This is a genomic window from Enterobacter hormaechei subsp. xiangfangensis, from assembly GCF_001729785.1.
Classification (GTDB): domain Bacteria; phylum Pseudomonadota; class Gammaproteobacteria; order Enterobacterales; family Enterobacteriaceae; genus Enterobacter; species Enterobacter hormaechei_C.
The window spans coordinates 2,928,069-2,949,183 of record NZ_CP017183.1 but is presented as its reverse complement, the minus strand read 5'-3'; the positions used below and the strand labels follow the sequence as shown (position 1 = coordinate 2,949,183).

Genomic DNA, 21,115 nt, shown 5'->3' with positions numbered 1-21,115 from the left:
ACCGGGTTTCCCCGGTCTTTTTTATTTATGCCGTTTCCGCAAATTCTCAATCACCGTCGTTAAATCCAGCTCCTGATCCTGAAGCAGCACCAGCAGGTGATACATCAAATCAGACGCTTCGTTCGTCAGCTCCTCACGGTCATGCACGGTGGCCGCCAGCGCCGTTTCAACGCCTTCCTCACCCACTTTCTGCGCAATACGTTTGGTGCCGCTGGCGTACAGCTTCGCCGTGTATGAGCTCTCAGGATCCGCTGATTTACGTTCTGCCAGCAGCTGTTCCAGCTGATAGAGAAACAGCCACTGGTGGCTCGCCTCACCGAAGCAGCTGCTGGTGCCTTTGTGACAGGTCGGCCCAATCGGGTTGACCAGCACCAGCAGGGTGTCGTTGTCGCAGTCTGGCGTAATGCTGACCACGTTCAGGAAGTGGCCCGAGGTTTCCCCTTTCGTCCACAGGCGCTGTTTGGTGCGCGAGAAAAACGTCACCTTGCCGGTATCGATCGTTTTTGCCAGTGCCTGCTGGTTCATGTATCCCAGCATCAGCACTTCGCCTGAAACGGCATGCTGTACAACCACCGGCAGTAATCCGTCAGTTTTTTCCCAGTCCAGCTGCGCCTGTTGTTGCTCTGTTAACATACCCTGATCTCCACGCCCTGGTCGGCCAGGTACGTTTTTAACTCACCAATATTGATAATCTGTTTGTGGAACACGGAAGCGGCCAGCGCGCCGTCCACGTTCGCATCGCGGAAGGCTTCAAGGAAGTGTTCCATGGTGCCTGCACCGCCGGAGGCAATCAGCGGAACCTGGCAGACCGCGCGCACTTTTTTCAGCTGCTCGAGGTCGTAACCGTTACGAACGCCGTCCTGGTTCATCATGTTCAGCACGATTTCACCTGCACCGCGTTTTTGAACTTCCTGCACCCAGTCCAGCGTCTCCCATTGGGTGACGCGCGTGCGGCTTTCATCGCCGGTGTACTGGTTAACGTGATATTTGCCCGTCGCGGTATCAAACCAGGTGTCGATCCCCACGACAATGCACTGTACGCCAAAGCGGTCCGCCAGACGCGTAATCAGCTCCGGATCTGCAAGCGCAGGGGAGTTAATCGAAATTTTGTCCGCACCGAAAGAGAGAATTTTCGCCGCATCGTCAGCAGATTTAATCCCGCCCGCTACACAGAAGGGAATATCAATCACCTCTGCCACGCGCGCCACCCAGCTTTTGTCCACCACGCGGCCATCGCTGGAGGCGGTGATATCGTAAAATACCAGTTCGTCTGCGCCTTCTTCGGCATAGCGTTTTGCCAGCGGAACGATGTCGCCAATGATCTCGTGGTTGCGGAACTGCACGCCTTTTACAACCTGACCATCACGCACGTCCAGGCAGGGAATTATCCGTTTTGCCAGCATTGAATCGCCTCCTTCACCGTAAATTTGCCTTCCAGCAGCGCGCGACCCACGATCACGCCGCGTACACCGGTTCCGCGCAGAGCGGCGATATCCGCCAGGTCGCCAATACCGCCAGAGGACTGGAACGCCACCTGCGGATAACGCGCGCAAACCTCTTCATACAGCGAGACGTTAGAGCCTGCGAGCGTACCATCGCGTGAAATATCCGTGCACAGGACGTGCTTCAGCCCTACGGGGAGATACATCCCGACCAGCTCTTCCAGCGTTACGCCGGAGTTTTCCTGCCAGCCGCTGACCGCGACCTGCTTATTACCCTGCTCGTTAATGCGTACATCCAGCGCCAGCACCAGCGCATCCGCACCGAAGCGGCGGAACCAGCCCTTGACCGTCTCAGGATCTTTCACAGCGGTCGAACCGACCACCACGCGCGCCACGCCCGCGTCCAGTAAGGCGGCAACATCGGCTTCCGTACGCACGCCGCCGCCCACCTGCACCGGGACGTCCACGCCAGCCACCAGTGTTTTAAGCAGCGGGATCTGGCGCTTCGCCGGATCTTTCGCGCCGGTCAGATCGACCAGATGCAACACCTCAGCGCCCTCGGCGGCGTAAGCCTGTAACCGCGGCAGCGGGTCGTTGCCGTAGTCGCGCTGCTGCCCGTAATCGCCCTGGTGGAGACGAACAACCGTGCCGTCAATTAAATCTAAAGCGGGAATTATCATCACATCTCCAGGAAATTTTTCAGCAGTTGCGCACCGGCGGCACCGGAGCGTTCCGGGTGAAACTGCACGCCGTAAAAGTTATCTTTCTGCACGGCGGCGGTGAACGCCTCGCCGTAATTGCACTGGGCGATGGTGTAGGTATTCACGGGCATGGCGTAGCTGTGGACGAAATAGAAGTACGCGCCGTCTTCAATACCCTGGAACAGCCTGTTGCCCGCTTTCGGATAAACGCGGTTCCAGCCCATGTGCGGCAGCGGCAGGCCGTGGTCGGTCATTTTCGGCACGTCTTCTTCTATAATGCCCAGCAGATCGACACCGTTGCTCTCTTCGCTGCGGCGGCCAAGCAGCTGCATCCCGAGGCAAATGCCCAGCACCGGTTGAGTACAGGCTTTGATGAGATCTACCAGCTCGCGCTCATGGATCTGATCCATCGCCGCCTGGGCGGTGCCAACCCCCGGCAGAAAGAGTTTATCTGCGCGCAGCACCACGTCCGGGTCGCGGCTCACCAACGGCTCGTAGCCGTGGCGCATAATCGCCGACTGTACGGAGTTCAGATTGGCGCATCCGGTGTCCAGAATCACCACGTTCATTACAGCACTCCTTTCGACGAGGGCAGGGCGTCACCTTCCACGCGGATCGCCTGGCGCAGGGTACGGCCAAAGGCTTTGAACAGGCTCTCGACGCGGTGGTGATCGTTTTTGCCTTTGGTTTTCAGGTGCAGCGTCAGGCCCATAGTGTAAGAAAGCGAGCGGAAGAAGTGTTCCACCATCTCGGTGCTGAGATCGCCCACGCGCTGGTAGGTGAAGTCAGCTTTATATTCCAGGTGCGGACGTCCGGAGATATCCATCGCGCAGCGCGCCAGGCACTCGTCCATCGGCAGAACAAAGCCGAAGCGGTTGATGCCGCGCTTGTCGCCGAGCGCCAGCTTCAGGGCTTCGCCCAGCGCCAGGCCGGTATCTTCCACGGTGTGGTGATCGTCGATATACAGGTCGCCCTTAACCGTGATCTCCATACGGAAGCCGCCGTGCGTGGCGATTTGATCCAGCATGTGGTCAAAGAAACCGACGCCGGTGTGGATCTTGCTGCCGCCTTCGCGGTCGAGCCAGACCTTCACGTCGATCTGCGTCTCTTTGGTGTTGCGTTCAACGTGGGAATAGCGGTCGCGTCTGGTGAGCTGCTCGCCAATCATCGCCCAGTTTAGCGTGTCGCGGTTATAGCGCAGACCCGCAATGCCCATGTTTTCCGCCAGCGTGATATCCGTGACGCGATCGCCAATCACATAGCTGTTGGCTTTATCCAGCGCCTCTTCAGCCAGATAACGTTCAACAAGCTTCAATTTTGGCTTGCGGCAGTCGCACTCGTCGGCAGGCATATGCGGGCAGATCAGCACCTCGTCGAAGGCGATGCCCTGCGAGGTCAGCACCTGCATCATCAGGTTGTGCGGGCCGTCAAAGTCCGCCTGCGGGAAGCTGTCGGTGCCCAGACCGTCCTGGTTGGTGATCATCACCAGCTTATAGCCTGCTTTCTGAAGCTTCAGCAGCACCGGGATCACGTCGGGTTCAAACGCCAGCTTGTCGAAACGATCGACCTGAAAATCGCTGGGTGGCTCCGAGATGATGGTGCCGTCACGATCGATAAAGAGATACTTCTGACTCATACTTTCTCCGCTTTCAGGGCGTCAATCACGCGCTGGCTCTCTGCACGGGTGCCGACGGTAATACGCAGGCAGCCGCTCAGGGTAGGTTGTTTATTCTGGTCTCGTAAGATAATGCCCTGATCCCACAACGATTTAAATATCGCGCTTGAGGCGGTGAAGCGCACCAGGATGTAGTTGGTTTCCGAGTCGAACACCTCTTCCACGCACGGAATCGTTTTCAGGGCATCGACAAGATACTGACGCTCTTCCAGGATCTGCGCCACACGCTCGCGCATCGCGCTGATGCCCTGCGGGGCCAGCGCCTGTGCCGCAATATCGGCAACCGGCGTTGAGAGCGGATACGGGGCGATGACTTTCAGCAGCAGGTCGATAATCGCTTTATTCGCCAGCGTAAATCCACAGCGAAGGCCGGCGAGGGCGAAGGCTTTGGAAAGGGTACGCAGCACAACGAGATGCGGATACTCTTCAAGCCAGCCTGCCAGTGTCGCCTGTGGGCAGAACTCAATGTAGGCTTCGTCGGCCACGACCAGCGCTTTGCCGCGCGTCATTTCCAGCAGAGAACGGATATCCTGCGGATTGATAATCTGCCCGGTCGGGTTGTTCGGGCTACAGACAAACACCACCTTCACGCCGTCGAGGTTATCGGCGATGCCCTGCAAATCCAGCTGCCAGTTGTCCAGCGCCTGCACGTTGCGGCAGGCCACGCCAAAGGTTTCGGCGCTGACGCTGTACATCCCATAGGTGGGCTGGCAGTACATCACCGCGTCTTTACCCGGCTCGCAGAAGGCGCGGATCAGCAGCTCAATCCCTTCATCCGCTCCGCGGCTGACCAGCACCTGCTCAGGCTTCACGCCTGTATACTGCGCATAGTTCTCGATCACCGCTTTCGGCTGACACTCCGGGTAGCGGTTCAGCGTCTGCTGCGACAGCTCAAAGGCCACCGGCGTGGGGTATTCGTTGGCATTCAGCCAGACGTCGCCGTTGCCGCCAAGACGACGCGCAGACTGATAGGGCGTCAGGCGACGGACATTTTCACGGGCTAATTCTTCGATGTTCATGCTTGCTCCTTCAGGGCGGCAACGCGCAGCGTCACGGCATTTTTGTGGGCAGTCAGACGTTCGGCGGCGGCCAGGGTTTCAATGGTCGACGCGAGCGAGGCAAATCCCTCGCGGGAGAGTTCCTGCACGGTCATGCGCTTCTGGAAATCTGCCAGCCCCAGGCTGGAGCAGGTTGAGGTATAGCCATACGTGGGCAGCACGTGGTTGGTGCCGGAGGCGTAATCCCCGGCGGATTCCGGTGACCAGTCCCCGAGGAACACTGAGCCTGCGCTGGTTATGCTGTCGACCAGATCGCGCGCGTTACGGGTCTGAATAATCAGGTGCTCAGGACCGTACTGGTTGGAGATGGCGATGCACTGGTCAAGATCGCGAGCCACAATCAGGCGGCTGGCCAATAGCGCCTGACGCGCCGTTTCCGCACGCGGCAGGTCAGCCAGCTGACGCTCAACGGCGTCGCCCACGCGTTTTGCCATGTCGGCATCTGGCGTCAGTAAAATCACCTGCGAGTCAGGGCCGTGCTCGGCCTGCGAGAGCAGGTCAGAGGCCACGAAATCTGGTGTAGCGCCGCTGTCGGCAATCACCAGCACTTCAGACGGACCGGCAGGCATATCAATCGCCGCGCCGTCCAGACGCTGGCTGACCTGACGCTTCGCTTCGGTTACGTACGCATTGCCCGGACCAAAGATTTTGTCGACCTTAGGAATGGATCCCGTCCCGAACGCCAGGGCGGAAATCGCCTGCGCACCGCCCACTTTATAGATCGCCTGCACGCCGCACAGCTTCGCCGCGTACAGGATCTCGTCGGCGATCGGTGGCGGAGAGCAGAGCACCACCTTCTGACAACCGGCAATACGTGCCGGGGTGGCCAGCATCAGGACGGTCGAAAACAGCGGGGCAGAGCCGCCGGGAATATAGAGGCCGACGGACGCCACCGGGCGCGTCACCTGCTGGCAGCGCACGCCGGGCAAGGTTTCCACATCCACCGCCTGCAATTTCTGCGCGGTGTGGAAGGTATCAATATTTTTCACCGCGACGGCCATCGCCTGTTTGATGTCATCACCCAGACGATTGCTGGCATCAATGATTTCCTGCTCGGTAACCTGTAAAGCGCCGACTTCCGTCTTGTCAAACTTTGCGCTGTACTCGCGCAGCGCGTCGTCCCCGCGGGCTTTGACGTTATCGAGGATCTCCGCCACGGTGCGGGTGATGCTCTCCGAAGCGGAAATTGCCGGGCGCATCAGCAGCTCGCGCTGTTGCGCGTCGCTACAGGTATTCCAGTCGATGATTGTGTTAAAGCTCATGGTCGTTACTCCATCATCTTCTCAATTGGCAGCACCAGAATGGAGCTTGCGCCCAGCGCCTTCAGTTTTTCCATGGTTTCCCAGAACAGGGTTTCGCTGCTCACCATGTGCATCGCCACGCGCTGCTGGTCGCCCGCCAGCGGCAGAATGGTTGGACGCTCAGCGCCCGGCAGCAGGGCAATCACTTCCTCCAGACGCTCGGTTGGCGCATGCATCATGATGTATTTGGATTCACGCGCCTGAATCACGCCCTGAATGCGGGTCAGCAGTTTGTCGATGAGCTGCTGTTTGGCGTCGGCCATCTCGCCGTCGCGCTGGATAAGGCACGCTTTGGAGCGGTAGATCACCTCCACTTCGCGCAGGCCGTTCGCTTCCAGCGTGGCGCCGGTGGAGACGAGGTCACAGATGGCATCGGCCAGGCCCGCACGCGGCGCCACTTCAACGGAGCCGTTCAGCAGACAGGATTTAAACTGCACGCCTTTTTGATCGAGGTAACGCTTCAGCAGGTGAGGGTAAGAGGTGGCGATACGTTTGCCGTTCAGCGCGGCCGGGCCGTCCCAGGCTTCATCGACCGGCGTGGCCAGCGACAGGCGGCAGCCGCCAAAGTCCAGACGACGCAGGGTAAAGTAACGCGGATCTTCGCCCTGCGCGCGGCGGGTTAATAACTCTTCTTCCAGTACGTTTTCGCCGATGATGCCGAGATCAACGACGCCATCCATCACCAGGCCCGGGATATCGTCATCACGTACGCGCAGAATGTCGATCGGCATATTTTCAGCCAGGGCGATCAGGCGTTGGGTGTGCAGGTTGATTTTAATCCCGCAGCGGGCCAGCAGTTCGCGTGAATCGTCGCTTAAACGGCCTGATTTTTGAATAGCTATGCGTAAACGTGAGTTATCTAACATTCTGTGTTCCTCGTTAACCTGTTTTAACCTGTCTGAATGCGGTCCAAAAAAAAGCCCCCGGAAGAAGATCTTCCGGGGGCTTTTTCATGCGTTCATGCACCACTGGAAGATCCAAACGTCTTCCAGCACACATCGCCTGAAAGACTAGTCAGGATGATGGTGATGATGGTGGTTTTTAAAAGGAACGCGTGTCATATAAATTCTCGTTGAATGCTTATGCATTTGATGTCTTTTAACCTAAACCAGTTGTACGCCATAAAGCAAGGGCTTTTTTTGATCATTAATTCATTTCATATTGATGGTATGAATTGTGCGTTCCACCAGGCTGGCGTAGCCTTATAACAGGCATCGTTAAGCGGAGAATGTAATGAAAAAGGTCGCGATTGTCGGGTTAGGATGGTTAGGAATGCCACTGGCGATGTCATTAGCCGCGAAAGGCTGGCAGGTGACAGGGAGTAAGACCACCCGAGATGGGGTTGAAGCGGCACGCATGTGCGGCATTGATGGTGTCGAGCTGCGTCTCGAACCCGAGCTTATCTGCGATACCGACGAGCTGGATGAACTGATGAATGTGGACGCGCTGGTCATTACCTTACCGGCGCGGCGCAGCGGCCCGGGCGAGACGTTTTACTTGCAGGCGGTGCAGGAGATTGTCGACAGCGCCCTGGCGCACCATATCCCGCGCATCATTTTCACCAGCTCCACCTCCGTCTATGGCGCTATCGACGGTACGGCGAAAGAAAACACCGAGCGCCGTCCGGTGACCGCCAGCGGCCGGGTGCTGAAAGAGCTGGAAGACTGGCTGCACAATCTGCCTGGTACGCAGGTGGATATCTTACGTCTGGCCGGGCTGGTGGGGCCGGGGCGTCATCCGGGGCGCTTCTTTGCCGGTAAATCCGCGCCGGATGGCCAGCACGGGGTTAATCTTGTGCACCTTGAGGATGTTATCGGCGCCATAGAACTGCTTTTACAGGCTCCGAAAGGGGGGCACATCTATAATATATGTGCGCCTTCGCATCCGCCGCGTAGTACCTTTTATCCGCTGATGGCGCGCCAGCTTGGCCTGGCGCCGCCGGTATTCAGTGATGCGCAGGGGGAGCGCAAAGGCAAAATTATTGATGGCAATCGTATTTGCCATGAACTGGGATTTGAGTATCAGTATCCCGATCCGCTGGTAATGCCCATGGAATAATTGCGCCGGCGGAGACAATCGCACACCGCAAGGGGGCGAAGATGAAACCGCTGCTGGATGTTCTTGTTATTCTGGATGCGCTGGAAAAAGAGGGGAGCTTTGCCGCCGCCTCGGCGAAGCTCTATAAAACCCCTTCGGCTCTGAGCTACACCGTGCAAAAGCTCGAGAGCGATCTTAATATCCAAATCCTTGACCGCACCGGGCATCGCGCGCGTTTCACCCGTACAGGGCAGATGTTGCTGGAAAAAGGGCGTGACGTGCTGCATACGGTTCGCGAGCTGGAAAAACAGGCCGTCAAACTTCATCAGGGCTGGGAAAATGAGCTGGTGATTGGGGTTGATGATACATTCCCTTTCTCCCTGCTTACCCCGCTTATTGAGGCGTTCTATCAGCGCCACAGCGTCACCCGGCTGGTTTTTATCAATGGCGTGCTGGGCGGTTCCTGGGAGGCCCTGACGCAGGGCAGGGCGGATATCATCGTTGGCGCGCTGCATGAGCCTCCCCAGTTGAGCGAATTTGGTTTTGCGCGGCTGGGTGTTCTGGAGCAGGTTTTTGCCGTTGCGCCTCATCACCCGCTGGCGAATGAACCGGAGCCGGTTACCCGACGCGTCATTAAAAACTATCGTGCCATTGTGGTTGGAGACAGTTCTCGCCCCGAGTGCGGCATTTCATCGCAGATGCTGGATGAGCAGGAGGCCATCACCGTTTTTGATTTTAAAACCAAGCTGGAGCTGCAAATAAGCGGCCTGGGGTGCGGTTACCTTCCCCGTTATTTAGCGCAGCGGTTTATTGACAGCGGAGCGCTGGTGGAAAAACAAGTTTTAGCGCAGAGCAGTAACGAATCGGTATGGGTGGGCTGGAATGAACAGACCGCCGGGCTTGCCAGCGCCTGGTGGCGAGACGAAATTTTAGCAAATAGTGCTATCGCGACAGTTTACACTCAGGCAGATGATGGTAAATCAACCAGTTAGAAAAATTATTTTATGGGCAGGTTTCTCAATGTATTGCCTTTTGTATCTTGAATAGGGCAAAATGCCGCCGCTGCAAACAAATAAATAATCGACGATATAAAAGGCGTCGGTTATTTTTTTTTGCATGTACGAAACGAAACTAAAAACCAAGAGGCCGGGCTTCGTACCGGATAGATACTTACTAAAATCCGACAGTTGTTGTCGCTGAGGAAGAAAGAAATGGGGCAATTTTTCGCTTACGTGGCGGTTATCACCGTAAAGGAGAATAACTATGTCGCATAACGCAACTCCAAACACCTCTCGCGTGGAATTACGTAAAACGCTTACGTTGATTCCGGTTGTCATGATGGGCCTTGCCTATATGCAACCGATGACGCTGTTCGATACATTCGGTATCGTTTCAGGCCTCACGGACGGTCATGTGCCGACGGCTTACGGCTTTGCACTGATTGCGATCCTCTTTACCGCGCTCAGCTACGGTAAACTGGTGCGCCGTTATCCGTCTGCCGGTTCCGCCTACACCTATGCCCAGAAATCCATCAGCCCGACGGTAGGCTTTATGGTGGGCTGGTCTTCGCTGCTCGACTATCTGTTCGCGCCGATGATCAACATTCTGCTGGCAAAAATTTATTTTGAAGCGCTGGTGCCATCGATTCCATCCTGGATGTTCGTCGTGGCGCTGGTGGCCTTTATGACGGCCTTCAACCTTCGCAGCATCAAGTCCGTTGCCAACTTTAACTCCGTTATCGTTGTGCTTCAGGTTGTACTGATTGCCGTGATCCTCGGCATGGTGATTTACGGTGTGTTCCACGGTGAAGGCGCGGGCACTCTGGCGAGCAGCAAGCCGTTCTGGTCTGGTGATGCGCATGTGATCCCGATGATTACCGGGGCGACGATTCTGTGCTTCTCCTTTACCGGTTTTGATGGTATCAGCAACCTGTCTGAAGAAACGAAAGATGCAGAGCGCGTAATTCCGCGTGCAATCTTCCTGACGGCGCTGATTGGTGGCCTGATCTTTATTTTCTCGACCTATTTCCTCCAGCTGTACTTCCCGGATATCTCTCGCTTCAAAGATCCGGATGCTTCTCAGCCGGAAATTATGCTCTATGTGGCGGGTAAAGCGTTCCAGGTCGGCGCGCTGATCTTCTCCACCATCACCGTACTGGCGTCCGGTATGGCCGCGCATGCAGGCGTTGCGCGTCTGATGTACGTTATGGGCCGCGATGGCGTATTCCCGAAAAGCTTCTTCGGCTACGTGCATCCAACTTGGCGTACCCCGGCGATGAACATCATTCTGGTCGGTGCGATCGCGCTTCTGGCGATTAACTTTGACCTGGTGATGGCAACGGCGCTGATTAACTTTGGTGCGCTGGTGGCGTTTACCTTTGTTAACCTGTCGGTGATCTCTCAGTTCTGGATCCGTGAAAAGCGTAACAAGACGCTGAAAGACCACTTCCAGTATCTGTTCCTGCCGATGTGTGGTGCTATGACCGTGGGCGCGCTGTGGGTTAACCTGGAAGAGAGCTCAATGGTGCTTGGCCTGATTTGGGCAGGTATCGGCCTGGTTTACCTGGCCTGTGTGACGAAGAGCTTCCGCAACCCGGTTCCTCAGTACGAAGACGTCGCGTAAGACTGCGTCGGGTGGCGGCTACGTCTTACCCGACCTAAATACCCCGCAGGCCCGCGTAAGCGAAGCGCCATCGGGCAAAAAAAAAGCCGGAGACATCGCCTCCGGCTTTTTTGTACCCGCTATTCAGACAATCTCTTGCGCATACTGGAACAGCGCTTTCAGCAGCGCCTGCTTCTCAGCATTCCCTTCATACTGACCGTAAAGCATCTCCAGCTCCTGGGCGTAGCTATTAAGAAACTCCGGCGTAAACACGTTGCGCCGATGCTGTAACCAGCGCTCCTGCTCTGCTTCATCCAGCGTGCCGGGATAGTTGCGCGCGCGATAATTAAACATCAGCTTCTCAATGCGCTTATCTGCGAAGGTGATATCCAGCGCGGGCAGGTTACGCGGGTCGGTTTGCAGCACGATATTCATCGCCGCGCGATCGGCGTCGCTGAAGAAGCCGTTATAAAGCTGCGCATCCACATTCTCAGACGGCACGAACGGCTCTGCTTCGGCAAAAATGGCGACGACTTTCTCGCGCACCTGCGGGTTGTCGCGCAGCACTTTCAGGTTATCGAGGCAGTGCTGACGGTTAATCCCCAGCCGGTCGGCGTCTTCCGGGCGTAGCGTGTTGGCCTGCGCCAGCACCGGGCACTTATTAATGTGCACCAGTTTTACCGGTACGGCTGGCAGGTCACCCAGCGCCTCTTTCGGCGTATAGAGCCGTTCACGTAAGGTGTCGCTGTCGAGCTCAAGCAGCGGGGAGATATCTCCGGCAAGATCCACCATGATGACGGCGTTACGGTTGTCCGGATGCCAGGCAAGCGGCGCCACCCAGCTTGTATTCCCGCGCCACGCACCGAACATCCCTGAAATATGCACCAGCGGTTTCATCTGCGGCACGTCAATTAGCGTCATCAGCTTTTGCTTGCTGCGATGGCTCAACAGATACTCAAACAGGCGCGGCTGCGCGGTTTTTACAAGTTTCGCCATAGCGATGGTCGCGTAAACGTCTGCCATCGCGTCGTGGGCATTGCTGTGCTCAATGCCGTTGGCCCGCGTCAGGTGCTCGAGCCTGAAGCTCGGCAAGCCGTCGTCGTTCTCCGGCCAGTTAATCCCCTCCGGGCGCAGCGCATAGCAGGCGCGCATGATATCCAGCAAATCCCAGCGTGAATTACGGTTCTGCCAGCTCCAGGCATACGGATCGTAGAAGTTGCGGTAGAAGATATTGCGCGTCACTTCATCGTCAAAACGGATATTGTTGTAACCCACCACGCAGGTATTGGGCACCGTGAACAGGTCGTGGATGCGACGGGCAAATTCTGCTTCGCTAACGCCTTTATCCCGCGCTTCCTGAGGCGTGATGCCCGTCACCATCACCGCGCCCGGCTGCGGCAGATAGTCATCGGCGGGCTTACAGTAAAACACCTCGGGTTCGCCGATGACGTTAAATTCGTCATCGGTACGGATAGCCGCAAACTGCGCCGGTCGGTCCAGCGCCGGATGGGTGCCAAAGGTTTCGTAATCGTGGAACAAAAAAGTCGGGCGCGCGGCAGAGTCAGACACCAGTAATCTCATCCTGTTAAAAATTGACGTCTCTATGGTAAACGATTGGGGTGAGCAGTCCGAATAAAAAGCACCGTCAGGCAAGAAATTTGCGAGATTTGTTCCGAAAAAATCTGCGTGCTGTCACATTTTTTTGCAATTAAGGCAGGTAACGACATCAGAACTCCCGTAAAAAGGTCATCGATTTTTACTGACCTGAGGATATACCGTTGAAACGCCGTCTGTTTATTGCTGTTTCTTTACTCGCTTCGAGTATTTCATCCGCGCTGGCTGCCGAGCCGCTGGATTTTTCACCTCAGCCGCCTGCCATCCAGGCTGGCTCCTGGGTATTGATGGATTACACCACGGGTCAAATCTTAACGGCGGGCAACGAACATCAGCAGCGCAATCCGGCGAGCCTGACCAAACTGATGACGGGGTACGTTGTCGATCGCGCCATTGATAGCCACCGCATCAGCCCCGATGACATTGTGACGGTCGGACGTGACGCCTGGGCAAAAGGCAATCCGGTCTTTGACGGTTCGTCGTTGATGTTTCTGAAGGAGGGCGATCGGGTTTCCGTGCGCGATCTCAGCCGCGGCCTGATTGTTGATTCCGGCAATGATGCCTGCGTGGCGCTGGCGGATCACGTGGCGGGCGGTCAGCCGCAGTTCGTCAGGATGATGAATGACTATGTTGAAAAGCTGAACCTGCGCGATACCCACTTCGAAACCGTACACGGGCTGGATGCACCGGGTCAGCACAGCTCCGCCTACGATCTCGCCGTGCTTTCACGGGCCATCATTCACGGCGAGCCTGAGTTCTACCACATGTACAGCGAGAAGAGCCTGACCTGGAACGGCATCACCCAGCAGAACCGCAACGGCCTGCTGTGGGATAAGACCATGAACGTGGATGGTCTGAAAACGGGACACACCTCGGGCGCGGGCTTTAACCTGATTGCCTCAGCGGTGGACGGTCAGCGTCGACTGATTGCGGTGGTGATGGGGGCAGACAGCCCGAAAGGACGTGAAGATCAGGCGCGCAAGCTGCTGCACTGGGGACAGCAAAATTTTGATACGGTGCAGATCCTGCATAACGATAAAAAAGTGGGAACCGAGCGCATCTGGTACGGTGATAAAGAGCAGATCGCGCTGGGCACGGATCAGGACTTCTGGCTGGCATTACCCAAATCGGAAGTGCCGAACATCAAGGCGAAATACGTGATGGATAAAAAAGAGCTGGAAGCGCCGATCGCCGCGCATCAGCGGGTAGGGGAGATCCAGCTGTACGATCGTGACAAGGTGGTCGCGCACTGGCCATTGGTTACGCTGGAAAGCGTTGAAAAGGGTGGGCTTTTCTCCCGTCTTGGCGATTATCTGCATCATAAACTCTGACCTTTTCGGGCAGACTGGCAGTGTTGCGAGTCTGCTCACATAATAAACACTCCTGGTTTGCCGATAATCTCGATTCTGCTTTACAGTGTATATATATACAGTAATAAACGGAGGCAGCATGGACTACAGCATCAGGCAGCAACAGAAACGTACGATTGCAGGCTTTCATCTCGTGGGGCCGTGGGAAAAGACGGTCAAGCAGGGATTTGAACAGCTGGTCATGTGGGTAGATGGTCGTCATATTCAGCCGCAGGAGTGGGTGGCCGTTTATTATGACAATCCGGATGACGTGCCGGCAGAAAAGCTCCGCTGCGTTACCGCCGTAACGGTAGTAGACGATTTCACTATTCCTGAAAACAGCGAAGGGGTGATGATGACCGAAATTGCTGCCGGAGAGTATGCTATTGCCGCCGCGCGCGTTGAAAATCATGATTTCGCTACTCCATGGTATCAGTTCTTCAACTCCCTGCTGGAAGACAGCAAATTCCAGATTGCAGCAAAACCCTGCTTCGAACGCTATCTGAACGATGGCAATGCTGACGGCTACTGGGATATTGAGATGTTTGTACCGGTAGAGCACAAAGTGGGATAATCCTGCGAAACGCAGGGTTTTTCAGCCGGGCGCGATCCACCCGGCTGAAAACACAGTACAATTGTGGTTTGCCGTAGAGCTGGAGACGGGTGTGCGCCCCGACAAGTCATTAACCCCTTTTGAAATTCGGTTATACAAACATTATCGCGTGGTGCACGGTTGCCGCATTGCGCTGGCGTTTGTGTTGACCTTCGTACTGGTTCGTTTGCTGGATATCCCGGAAGGGACGTGGCCGCTGATCACGCTGGTGGTGGTGATGGGGCCGATCTCATTCTGGGGGAACGTGGTCCCGCGCGCTTTCGAACGCATAGGCGGTACCGTTTTAGGCTCAGCGCTTGGGCTTATCGCCCTGAAGCTGGAGCTGATTTCATTTCCGTTCATGTTGCTGTGGTGCGCGGTGGCGATGTTTCTTTGCGGATGGCTGGCCCTCGGCAAGAAACCGTATCAGGCGCTGCTGATTGGCATTACGCTCGCGGTTGTGGTCGGCGCACCGGCGGGCGATATGACCACGGCATTGTGGCGAAGCGGGGACGTGATCCTCGGCTCGTTGCTCGCCATGCTGTTTACCGGCATCTGGCCGCAGCGCGCCTTCCTGCACTGGCGCATTCAGATGGCAAACTACGTCACGGCATTTAACCGGGTCTACCAGGCCGGGTTTTCGCCGAATCTGATTGAGCGTCCGCGGCTGGAAAAGCATCTGCAAAAAATCCTCAATGATGTGGTCAAAATGCGCGGGTTAATTACGCCAGCAAGCAAAGAAACCCATATCCAGAAAGCCATCTTTGAAGCTATTCAGACGGTCAGCCGTAATCTGGTCTGTATGCTTGAACTGCAAATCAATGCCCACTGGGCCTCACGCCCCAGCCATCTTCTGATGCTCAACGCGCATACGCTGAAAGAGACGCAGCAGATGACGCAACAAACCCTGCTGACCATCGCTCATGCGCTCTATGAAGGTAACCCGCAGCCGATACGGGCAAACAGCGAGCGGCTGAACGAAATCGTCGCCGAGCTCAAACAGCTGATGAATGAGCGCCAGGGCGACAATGTGGCGGAAACGCCCATCCATGGTTATGTCTGGCTGAGTATGGAGCTGGCGCGGCAGCTGGAGTTGTTATCGCAGCTGATTTGCCGGGCTCTGCGCAAATAAAAAGCGTATGTGATGCCTGCTGCTTCGATTCAGCAACAATTAGGGTTATGATGGTTTTAAACGATATACTCATTGTCATTCGCAGCCGCTGTCTGTTAAAACGGTTGCTTTAACGAATCCGAATCTCACATTATCAGGGGTGTAAAAATGGAAACTACCAAGCCTTCGTTCCAGGATGTTCTGGAGTTCGTCCGCCTGTTCCGCCGCAAAAACAAGCTACAGCGCGAAATCCAGGACGTAGAGAAGAAGATCCGTGACAACCAGAAACGTGTCCTGCTGCTGGACAACCTGAGCGACTACATCAAGCCAGGTATGAGCGTTGAAGCTATTCAGGGCATCATCGCCAGCATGAAGAGCGATTATGAAGATCGCGTTGATGACTACATCATCAAAAACGCTGAGCTGTCCAAAGAGCGTCGCGACATCTCCAAGAAGCTGAAAGTGATGGGCGAAATCAAAAACGTCGACGCTAAAGGCGAGTAATCGCACACTCTGTTGCCCGGTGGCGCTGCGCTTACCGGGCCTACAGGACTGTTATCACGTAGGTCGGGTAAGGCGAAGCCGCCACCCGACAATTTTACCGAACGCAAAAAAGCAAAAAGCCTGCTCTAAAAGCAGGCTTTTTAAATTTGGCTCCTCTGACTGGACTCGAACCAGTGACATACGGATTAACAGTCCGCCGTTCTACCGACTGAACTACAGAGGAATCGTTGTGGAGGCTTATCTTAGCGGCGAAAAAAATTTTGTCAAACCTGATCTCAGGCAAAAGCGTTTGTTTGATGATTCTGTCGTCATTTTGTTGTAAATCCAAACATAATTTTATGGAAAATACTTTGCAGGATACGCATTTCTGCCCCATCATTTGAAATGGAGTTTCAACTTTCTCGCTAAGGTCCATTTTGAACGTCACCGCACCCCTACGCCAGGCGATTATGCGCACGCCCTGGTATGCAAAACGTAAAAGTTATCGAGTTCTCTTCTGGCGTGAAATCACCCCCCTTGCTGTGCCTATTTTCCTGGAGAATACCTGCGTCCTGTTGATGGGCGTGCTGAGCACATTCCTGGTGAGCTGGCTCGGTAAAGAAGCTATGGCCGGGGTAGGGCTGGCGGACAGTTTCAATATGGTGGTGATGTCCTTCTTTGCCGCTATCGATCTCGGTACGACGGTGGTGGTGGCGTTTAGCCTGGGTAAGCTCGATCCGAAGCGTGCCCGCGAAGCGGCCAGACAGTCGCTGATGATCATGACCCTCTTTTCGATCATCCTTGCGGCGGTTATCCATTATTACGGCAAAGAAATTATCGACTTTGTCGCGGGAGAAGCGACCAGTGAGGTGAAGGATCTGGCTCTCACCTACCTGGAAATGACGGTGCTGAGTTATCCGGCGGCTGCCATCGCGCTGATTGGTAGCGGTGCGCTTCGTGGAGCAGGGAATACCAAAATTCCGCTGCTGATCAATGGCGGCATGAACATCCTGAACATCATTATCAGCAGCGTTTTGATTTATGGCGTCTTTTCCTGGGAGGGGCTGGGCTTTGTCGGCGCGGGTTTAGGGCTGACCATTTCCCGTTATATTGGTGCGGCAGCGATAATTGGCGTACTGATGGCGGGAATTACGCCATCGCTGCGCCTGACGCTGAAAAGTTATTTCCGTCCGCTTAACTTCGCCATTATCTGGGAAGTGATGGGGATCGGGATTCCGGCCAGCATCGAATCCGTGTTGTTTAACGGCGGGAAACTGCTGACGCAGATGTTTGTTGCCGGGATGGGAACAGACGTCATCGCCGGCAACTTTATTGCCTTCTCCATTGCCTCACTCATTAACCTGCCGGGAAACGCGCTGGGGTCGGCGTCGACGATCATCACCGGCAGACGTCTCGGAAAGGGGCAGATAGGGCAGGCGGAACGGCAGCTTCGGCATGTCTTCTGGCTTTCAACCATTGGACTGACGGCTATTGCGTGGGGAACTGCGCCTTTTGCCGGGCTGATGGCCTCGTTCTATACGCATGAAAATGACGTGAAAGAGGTCGTGAAGGTGCTCATTTGGCTCAACGCGGCGTTTATGCCAATCTGGGCCGCGTCCTGGGTACTTCCTGCCGGGCTGAAAGGGGCGCGCGATGCCCGGTTTGCGATGTGGGTCTCCATGCTCGGCATGTGGGGCTGTCGCGTCGTGGCGGGCTACACGCTGGGGGTAATGTTAGGTATGGGCGTTGTCGGCGTCTGGCTGGGGATGTTCCTTGACTGGGCCGTGCGCGGCGCGCTGTTCTACTGGCGCATGGTGAGCGGGCGCTGGCTGTGGAAATATCCGCGAAAAAAACCGGAGCAGGAGGTTTCGGAAACGGCAAGTGCCTGACAAATGTGCGAAGTGGAGAATAAATCGGCAAACGATTGAAAATCTGCATTCACCCTTTGACATCCTCAGGGCGCATCGATAATATGCGCCCCGTTCACACGATTCCTCTGTAGTTCAGTCGGTAGAACGGCGGACTGTTAATCCGTATGTCACTGGTTCGAGTCCAGTCAGAGGAGCCAAATTTAAAAAAGCCTGCTTTTAAAGCAGGCTTTTTGCTTTTCTGCGTTCGGTAAAATTGTCGGGTGGCGGCTTCGCCTTACCCGACCTACGAAATCCCAGGCCGGGTGAGTGGTATGCGTGATGTGTCCTTGTTATCAGCGGAACGGTGGCTCATTGAAGGTGCGCAGCTTGCGGGAATGCAGTTTTTCGCCCTCTGCACGCAGTAAATCGATGGCGCGAATACCAATCTGAAGGTGCTCTGAGATCGCCCCTTCGTAAAAACGGTTCGCCTGGCCCGGCAGTTTGATCTCGCCGTGCAGCGGTTTATCGGACACGCACAGCAGCGTGCCGTAAGGGACGCGGAAGCGGTAGCCCTGCGCGGCAATGGTGGCGCTTTCCATATCGATTGCGACCGCACGGCTAAGATTGAAACGCAGGGCGGAGGCGGAATAGCGCAGCTCCCAGTTACGATCGTCGGTGGTAACGACCGTACCGGTACGCAGGCGCTGTTTCACCTCTTCACCCGGCATGCCGCTCACCTCTTTGGTGGCGTCGTACAGAGCGCGCTGCACTTCCGCGATACTCGGGATAGGAATATCCGGCGGCAGAACCGCGTCAAGAACATGGTCGTCACGCAAATAAGCGTGGGCGAGGACGTAATCGCCAATCAGCTGGCTTTCACGCAGGCCGCCGCAGTGGCCGATCATCAGCCAGACGTCCGGGCGCAGTACCGCCAGATGGTCGCAGATGGTTTTCGCATTCGACGGGCCAACGCCGATGTTAATCAGCGTAATGCCCTGACCGTCGGCGGTGATCAGGTGCCAGGCTGGCATCTGGTGCTTTTTCCACGCCAGGTCGGAGATGGCCTCTTCCGGTGCTTCGGTTTCGGCGGTGATCCAGATCCCGCCCGCGCAGGAGAGGGCGACGTAAGGGCTGTCCGGGTCGAGGATCTGGCTACAGCCCCAGCGGACAAATTCGTCTACATAGCGGGTGTAGTTGGTAAACAGCACGAACGGCTGGAAATGTTCGGCTGGCGTGCCGGTGTAGTGGCGCAGGCGTGCCAGCGAGAAATCGACACGGCGGGCATCAAAGTGCGACAGCGGTGAAAACTCTGCCGGGTGATAGATCCCGTCCGCCGTCTCATCGCCAATCTGCGACAGCTCAGTGGTCGGGAAATGACGGGTCAGCCCTGCGCTCATGGAGCGATCCAGCGTCAGCGCTGAGCCGTCTATCACGTACGGGTAAGGGATCTCGTGCAGGGACGGCTCAACGCTGATATGCGCGCCGTAATCCTGATACAGCAGGGTAAGCTGCTCTTCCAGGTAGGGGCGGAACAGCGCAGGTCGCGTGATGGTTGTGCTGTAACAGCCGGAGTGGGTGAAACGCGCATAGGCGCGGGTTTTCGGATTACTGCTGGCGCTGCCGTCCCAGGTGACAGAGAGCGATGGATAAACAAAAAGGCCCTGGGTTCTGGCCTTTTCATCGGGAAGTTTCCCTGTTTCGATATAGTCACTGATGGCGCTGCGCAGTGCATTGACGGACTGTTCATACAGCGCGTCGAGTTTTTCCAGCGCCTGAGCCGGGGTCAGGCTGGAGCCCTTATTATTCATGTCTGTCTCCTTGTTCCACAGGTGTGCGGCTATACCCGATAGTATGCCACACGCCTGTGAAACAAAAGTGAGGAGATCAGCTGTGCGCGGTTTCCTTCATCAACAGGGCGGTGGCAGCAGAAAGCAGGCAACCCGCCAGCAGATAAATCGCCACGCTATGCCAGTTACCGCCGGAGAACGTCACCAGCGCGGCGGCGATAAACGGCGTAAACCCGCCGCCGACCACGCTCGCCACCTGATATCCCACGCCCGCGCCGCTGTAGCGGTAGCTTGCGCCAAACAGCTCGGTAAACATTGGCTGCTGCACGCAGACCACCATGTCGTGAGCGATGTTCGCAAGCATGATCGCGAAGAAGACAATCCAGAAGACCGACTGTGCCTCCAGCGCCATAAAGAACGGCCAGGCGCTAAGTGTGCCGATGAGCGCGCCCGTGATATACACCCGTCGACGCCCATAGCGATCCGCCAGCCAGGCGAAGCAGGGGATGGTCAGGCAGCTGATCCCGCCCACCACCAGGCCAATATTCAGGAACAATTCCCGCGGCAGGCCGAGGTTTTGCGTGGAATAGTTGAGGGCAAAGGCGGTGACGATATACATCGTCAGCAGTTCGCACAGGCGCAGGGCGATAATTTTCAGAAAAGCGCCAGGGTGCTGCACCAGCGCTTCCATCACCGGCAGCCGTTTTTTGGCGACCGGTTTTTCGCGCTGCTGCCGCTCAAACTCAGCCGACTCTTCCATGCCGTTACGGATCCACAGGGCCACCACGACCAGCACAATGCTGAAGATAAACGGAATACGCCAGCCCCAGCTCAGGAACTGCTCGTCTGTCGTGAGCTGGCTTATTAGCGACACCAGACCCGTGGAGAGCAGCAGACCCACGCCATAACCTACCTGCACGCCGCTGCTGTAGAACGCTTTCTTGTTCTTCGGCGCGCTTTCCACGGACAGCAATGCCGCGCCGCCCCATTCGCCGCCAACGGCAAAGCCCTGAATGGCGCGCAGCGTCACCAGCAACACCGGGGCCCACCAGCCAATCGATGCAAAGGAGGGCAAAATACCGATTAGCGCGGTGGCAATACCCATCATCCACACGGTGAGCATCAGCATACGTTTACGGCCAAGGCGATCGCCGAAGTGGCCGAAAATTATCCCGCCCAGCGGACGAAACAGAAAACCGACGCCGAAGGTGGCAAACGCAGCAAGCGTGCCCATGGCGGGGCTGATCTGGGGAAAGAATTCACGGTTAAAGACCAGCGCAGCGGTAATACCGTAGAGCAGAAAGTCATACCAGTCGACGACGGCGCCTGCGAAGCTACCTAAAGCGGCGCGGCGGGCGCGGTTAAGCGAAGGTGTCTCCTCGTTGCGGCGAGCGGAGATAAGGGTGGAGTCCATAGTTGTCCTGTCTGTACTGATTTTTAATTATTGGTATAAGAAAAGGTCACTCACATCACGGCCGTCATATTGGCGGAACGTATGAGACTACCGCGACACG

21 protein-coding genes, 2 tRNA genes and 1 other annotated feature are annotated in these 21,115 nt (G+C 56.2%); of the genes, 10 read left to right on the top strand and 13 right to left on the bottom strand.

Annotated elements, in window-relative coordinates; translation table 11 throughout:
• Positions 1 to 21: 21 nt before the first annotated feature.
• The 9 genes from hisIE to hisL form a co-directional block, all read right to left on the bottom strand.
• Complete coding sequence (gene hisIE / locus BFV63_RS14185) at positions 22 to 633, bottom strand: bifunctional phosphoribosyl-AMP cyclohydrolase/phosphoribosyl-ATP diphosphatase HisIE (RefSeq protein WP_048240499.1); 612 nt, start codon at positions 631 to 633, stop codon at positions 22 to 24.
• Positions 627 to 1,403 carry an imidazole glycerol phosphate synthase subunit HisF gene (gene hisF / locus BFV63_RS14180; RefSeq protein WP_003859481.1) on the bottom strand — a complete coding sequence of 259 codons (777 nt, stop codon included), beginning with the start codon at positions 1,401 to 1,403 and terminating at the stop codon, positions 627 to 629. The genes hisIE and hisF overlap by 7 nt, the downstream gene beginning before the upstream one ends.
• Positions 1,385 to 2,122 carry a 1-(5-phosphoribosyl)-5-[(5-phosphoribosylamino)methylideneamino]imidazole-4-carboxamide isomerase gene (hisA, locus tag BFV63_RS14175; protein ID WP_048240500.1) on the bottom strand — a complete coding sequence of 246 codons (738 nt, stop codon included), beginning with the start codon at positions 2,120 to 2,122 and terminating at the stop codon, positions 1,385 to 1,387. The genes hisF and hisA overlap by 19 nt, the downstream gene beginning before the upstream one ends.
• On the bottom strand, positions 2,122 to 2,712 hold the full coding sequence (gene hisH / locus BFV63_RS14170; protein ID WP_032609636.1) for an imidazole glycerol phosphate synthase subunit HisH: 591 nt from the start codon (positions 2,710 to 2,712) through the stop codon (positions 2,122 to 2,124). The genes hisA and hisH overlap by 1 nt, the downstream gene beginning before the upstream one ends.
• Positions 2,712 to 3,779 carry a bifunctional histidinol-phosphatase/imidazoleglycerol-phosphate dehydratase HisB gene (hisB, locus tag BFV63_RS14165; RefSeq protein ID WP_003859487.1) on the bottom strand — a complete coding sequence of 356 codons (1,068 nt, stop codon included), beginning with the start codon at positions 3,777 to 3,779 and terminating at the stop codon, positions 2,712 to 2,714. Before hisB ends, hisH begins: the two co-directional genes overlap by 1 nt.
• Positions 3,776 to 4,837 carry a histidinol-phosphate transaminase gene (gene hisC / locus BFV63_RS14160; protein WP_048240501.1) on the bottom strand — a complete coding sequence of 354 codons (1,062 nt, stop codon included), beginning with the start codon at positions 4,835 to 4,837 and terminating at the stop codon, positions 3,776 to 3,778. Before hisC ends, hisB begins: the two co-directional genes overlap by 4 nt.
• A complete protein-coding gene (gene hisD / locus BFV63_RS14155; protein WP_048240502.1) occupies positions 4,834 to 6,138 on the bottom strand; it encodes a histidinol dehydrogenase in 1,305 nt (434 codons plus the stop codon). Before hisD ends, hisC begins: the two co-directional genes overlap by 4 nt.
• Positions 6,139 to 6,143: 5 nt before the next feature.
• A complete protein-coding gene (gene hisG, locus BFV63_RS14150; protein ID WP_003859492.1) occupies positions 6,144 to 7,043 on the bottom strand; it encodes an ATP phosphoribosyltransferase in 900 nt (299 codons plus the stop codon).
• A gap of 45 nt (positions 7,044 to 7,088) precedes the next feature.
• Positions 7,089 to 7,212: a sequence feature (His leader region), on the bottom strand.
• A complete protein-coding gene (hisL, locus tag BFV63_RS23100) occupies positions 7,188 to 7,238 on the bottom strand; it encodes a his operon leader peptide (protein ID WP_099516347.1) in 51 nt (16 codons plus the stop codon). (Overlaps the previous feature by 25 nt.)
• A 172-nt stretch (positions 7,239 to 7,410) precedes the next feature.
• Here hisL and BFV63_RS14145 point away from each other — a divergent pair, with 172 nt between their 5' ends.
• The 4 genes from BFV63_RS14145 (at position 7,411) to plaP (ending at position 10,836) form a co-directional block, all read left to right on the top strand.
• The gene (locus tag BFV63_RS14145; protein WP_003859494.1) at positions 7,411 to 8,235 is read left to right on the top strand and encodes an SDR family oxidoreductase; all 825 of its coding nucleotides are present in this window, start codon (positions 7,411 to 7,413) and stop codon (positions 8,233 to 8,235) included.
• 41 nt (positions 8,236 to 8,276) lie between these two features.
• Positions 8,277 to 9,206 (top strand): LysR substrate-binding domain-containing protein, encoded by a 930-nt coding sequence (locus BFV63_RS14140; RefSeq protein ID WP_003859497.1) that lies wholly within the window; start codon positions 8,277 to 8,279, stop codon positions 9,204 to 9,206.
• Positions 9,207 to 9,425: 219 nt separating this feature from the next.
• Entirely contained in the window at positions 9,426 to 9,488 is a 63-nt protein-coding gene (gene yoeI, locus BFV63_RS23095; RefSeq protein WP_099458931.1) for a membrane protein YoeI, read from the top strand.
• Positions 9,478 to 10,836, top strand: coding sequence for a putrescine/proton symporter PlaP (gene plaP, locus BFV63_RS14135; protein ID WP_003859499.1), 1,359 nt, complete (start codon positions 9,478 to 9,480; stop codon positions 10,834 to 10,836). The genes yoeI and plaP overlap by 11 nt, the downstream gene beginning before the upstream one ends.
• 123 nt (positions 10,837 to 10,959) lie before the next feature.
• On the opposite strand, the gene sbcB is transcribed toward plaP, so the two are convergent.
• Positions 10,960 to 12,396, bottom strand: coding sequence for an exodeoxyribonuclease I (gene sbcB, locus BFV63_RS14130; RefSeq protein ID WP_015572402.1), 1,437 nt, complete (start codon positions 12,394 to 12,396; stop codon positions 10,960 to 10,962).
• Positions 12,397 to 12,587: 191 nt separating this feature from the next.
• Between sbcB and dacD the strand changes: the two genes are divergently transcribed.
• The 4 genes from dacD (at position 12,588) to BFV63_RS14110 (ending at position 15,985) form a co-directional block, all read left to right on the top strand.
• Complete coding sequence (dacD, locus tag BFV63_RS14125; RefSeq protein ID WP_139124753.1) at positions 12,588 to 13,760, top strand: serine-type D-Ala-D-Ala carboxypeptidase DacD; 1,173 nt, start codon at positions 12,588 to 12,590, stop codon at positions 13,758 to 13,760.
• Between the two features lie 118 nt (positions 13,761 to 13,878).
• On the top strand, positions 13,879 to 14,352 hold the full coding sequence (gene sbmC / locus BFV63_RS14120) for a DNA gyrase inhibitor SbmC (RefSeq protein WP_023314443.1): 474 nt from the start codon (positions 13,879 to 13,881) through the stop codon (positions 14,350 to 14,352).
• A 91-nt stretch (positions 14,353 to 14,443) separates the two neighbouring features.
• The gene (locus tag BFV63_RS14115; RefSeq protein ID WP_003859506.1) at positions 14,444 to 15,502 is read left to right on the top strand and encodes an FUSC family protein; all 1,059 of its coding nucleotides are present in this window, start codon (positions 14,444 to 14,446) and stop codon (positions 15,500 to 15,502) included.
• Positions 15,503 to 15,649: 147 nt separating this feature from the next.
• A complete protein-coding gene (locus tag BFV63_RS14110; RefSeq protein WP_000450410.1) occupies positions 15,650 to 15,985 on the top strand; it encodes a DUF496 family protein in 336 nt (111 codons plus the stop codon).
• A 147-nt stretch (positions 15,986 to 16,132) separates the two neighbouring features.
• Here BFV63_RS14110 and BFV63_RS14105 read toward each other — a convergent pair.
• Positions 16,133 to 16,208, bottom strand: a tRNA-Asn gene (locus tag BFV63_RS14105).
• A 226-nt stretch (positions 16,209 to 16,434) separates the two neighbouring features.
• On the opposite strand from BFV63_RS14105, the gene emmdR reads away from it, so the two are divergent.
• The gene (gene emmdR / locus BFV63_RS14100) at positions 16,435 to 17,853 is read left to right on the top strand and encodes a multidrug efflux MATE transporter EmmdR (protein WP_023324934.1); all 1,419 of its coding nucleotides are present in this window, start codon (positions 16,435 to 16,437) and stop codon (positions 17,851 to 17,853) included.
• A 103-nt stretch (positions 17,854 to 17,956) separates the two neighbouring features.
• Positions 17,957 to 18,032: transfer RNA gene (locus tag BFV63_RS14095), tRNA-Asn, on the top strand.
• Between the two features lie 135 nt (positions 18,033 to 18,167).
• Here the strand turns inward: BFV63_RS14095 and BFV63_RS14090 are convergent.
• A complete protein-coding gene (locus tag BFV63_RS14090; RefSeq protein ID WP_048240503.1) occupies positions 18,168 to 19,622 on the bottom strand; it encodes an AMP nucleosidase in 1,455 nt (484 codons plus the stop codon).
• A gap of 76 nt (positions 19,623 to 19,698) precedes the next feature.
• Positions 19,699 to 21,015, bottom strand: a complete 1,317-nt coding sequence (gene shiA, locus BFV63_RS14085) for a shikimate transporter (RefSeq protein ID WP_057059327.1) — start codon at positions 21,013 to 21,015, stop codon at positions 19,699 to 19,701.
• Positions 21,016 to 21,115: the final 100 nt, after the last annotated feature.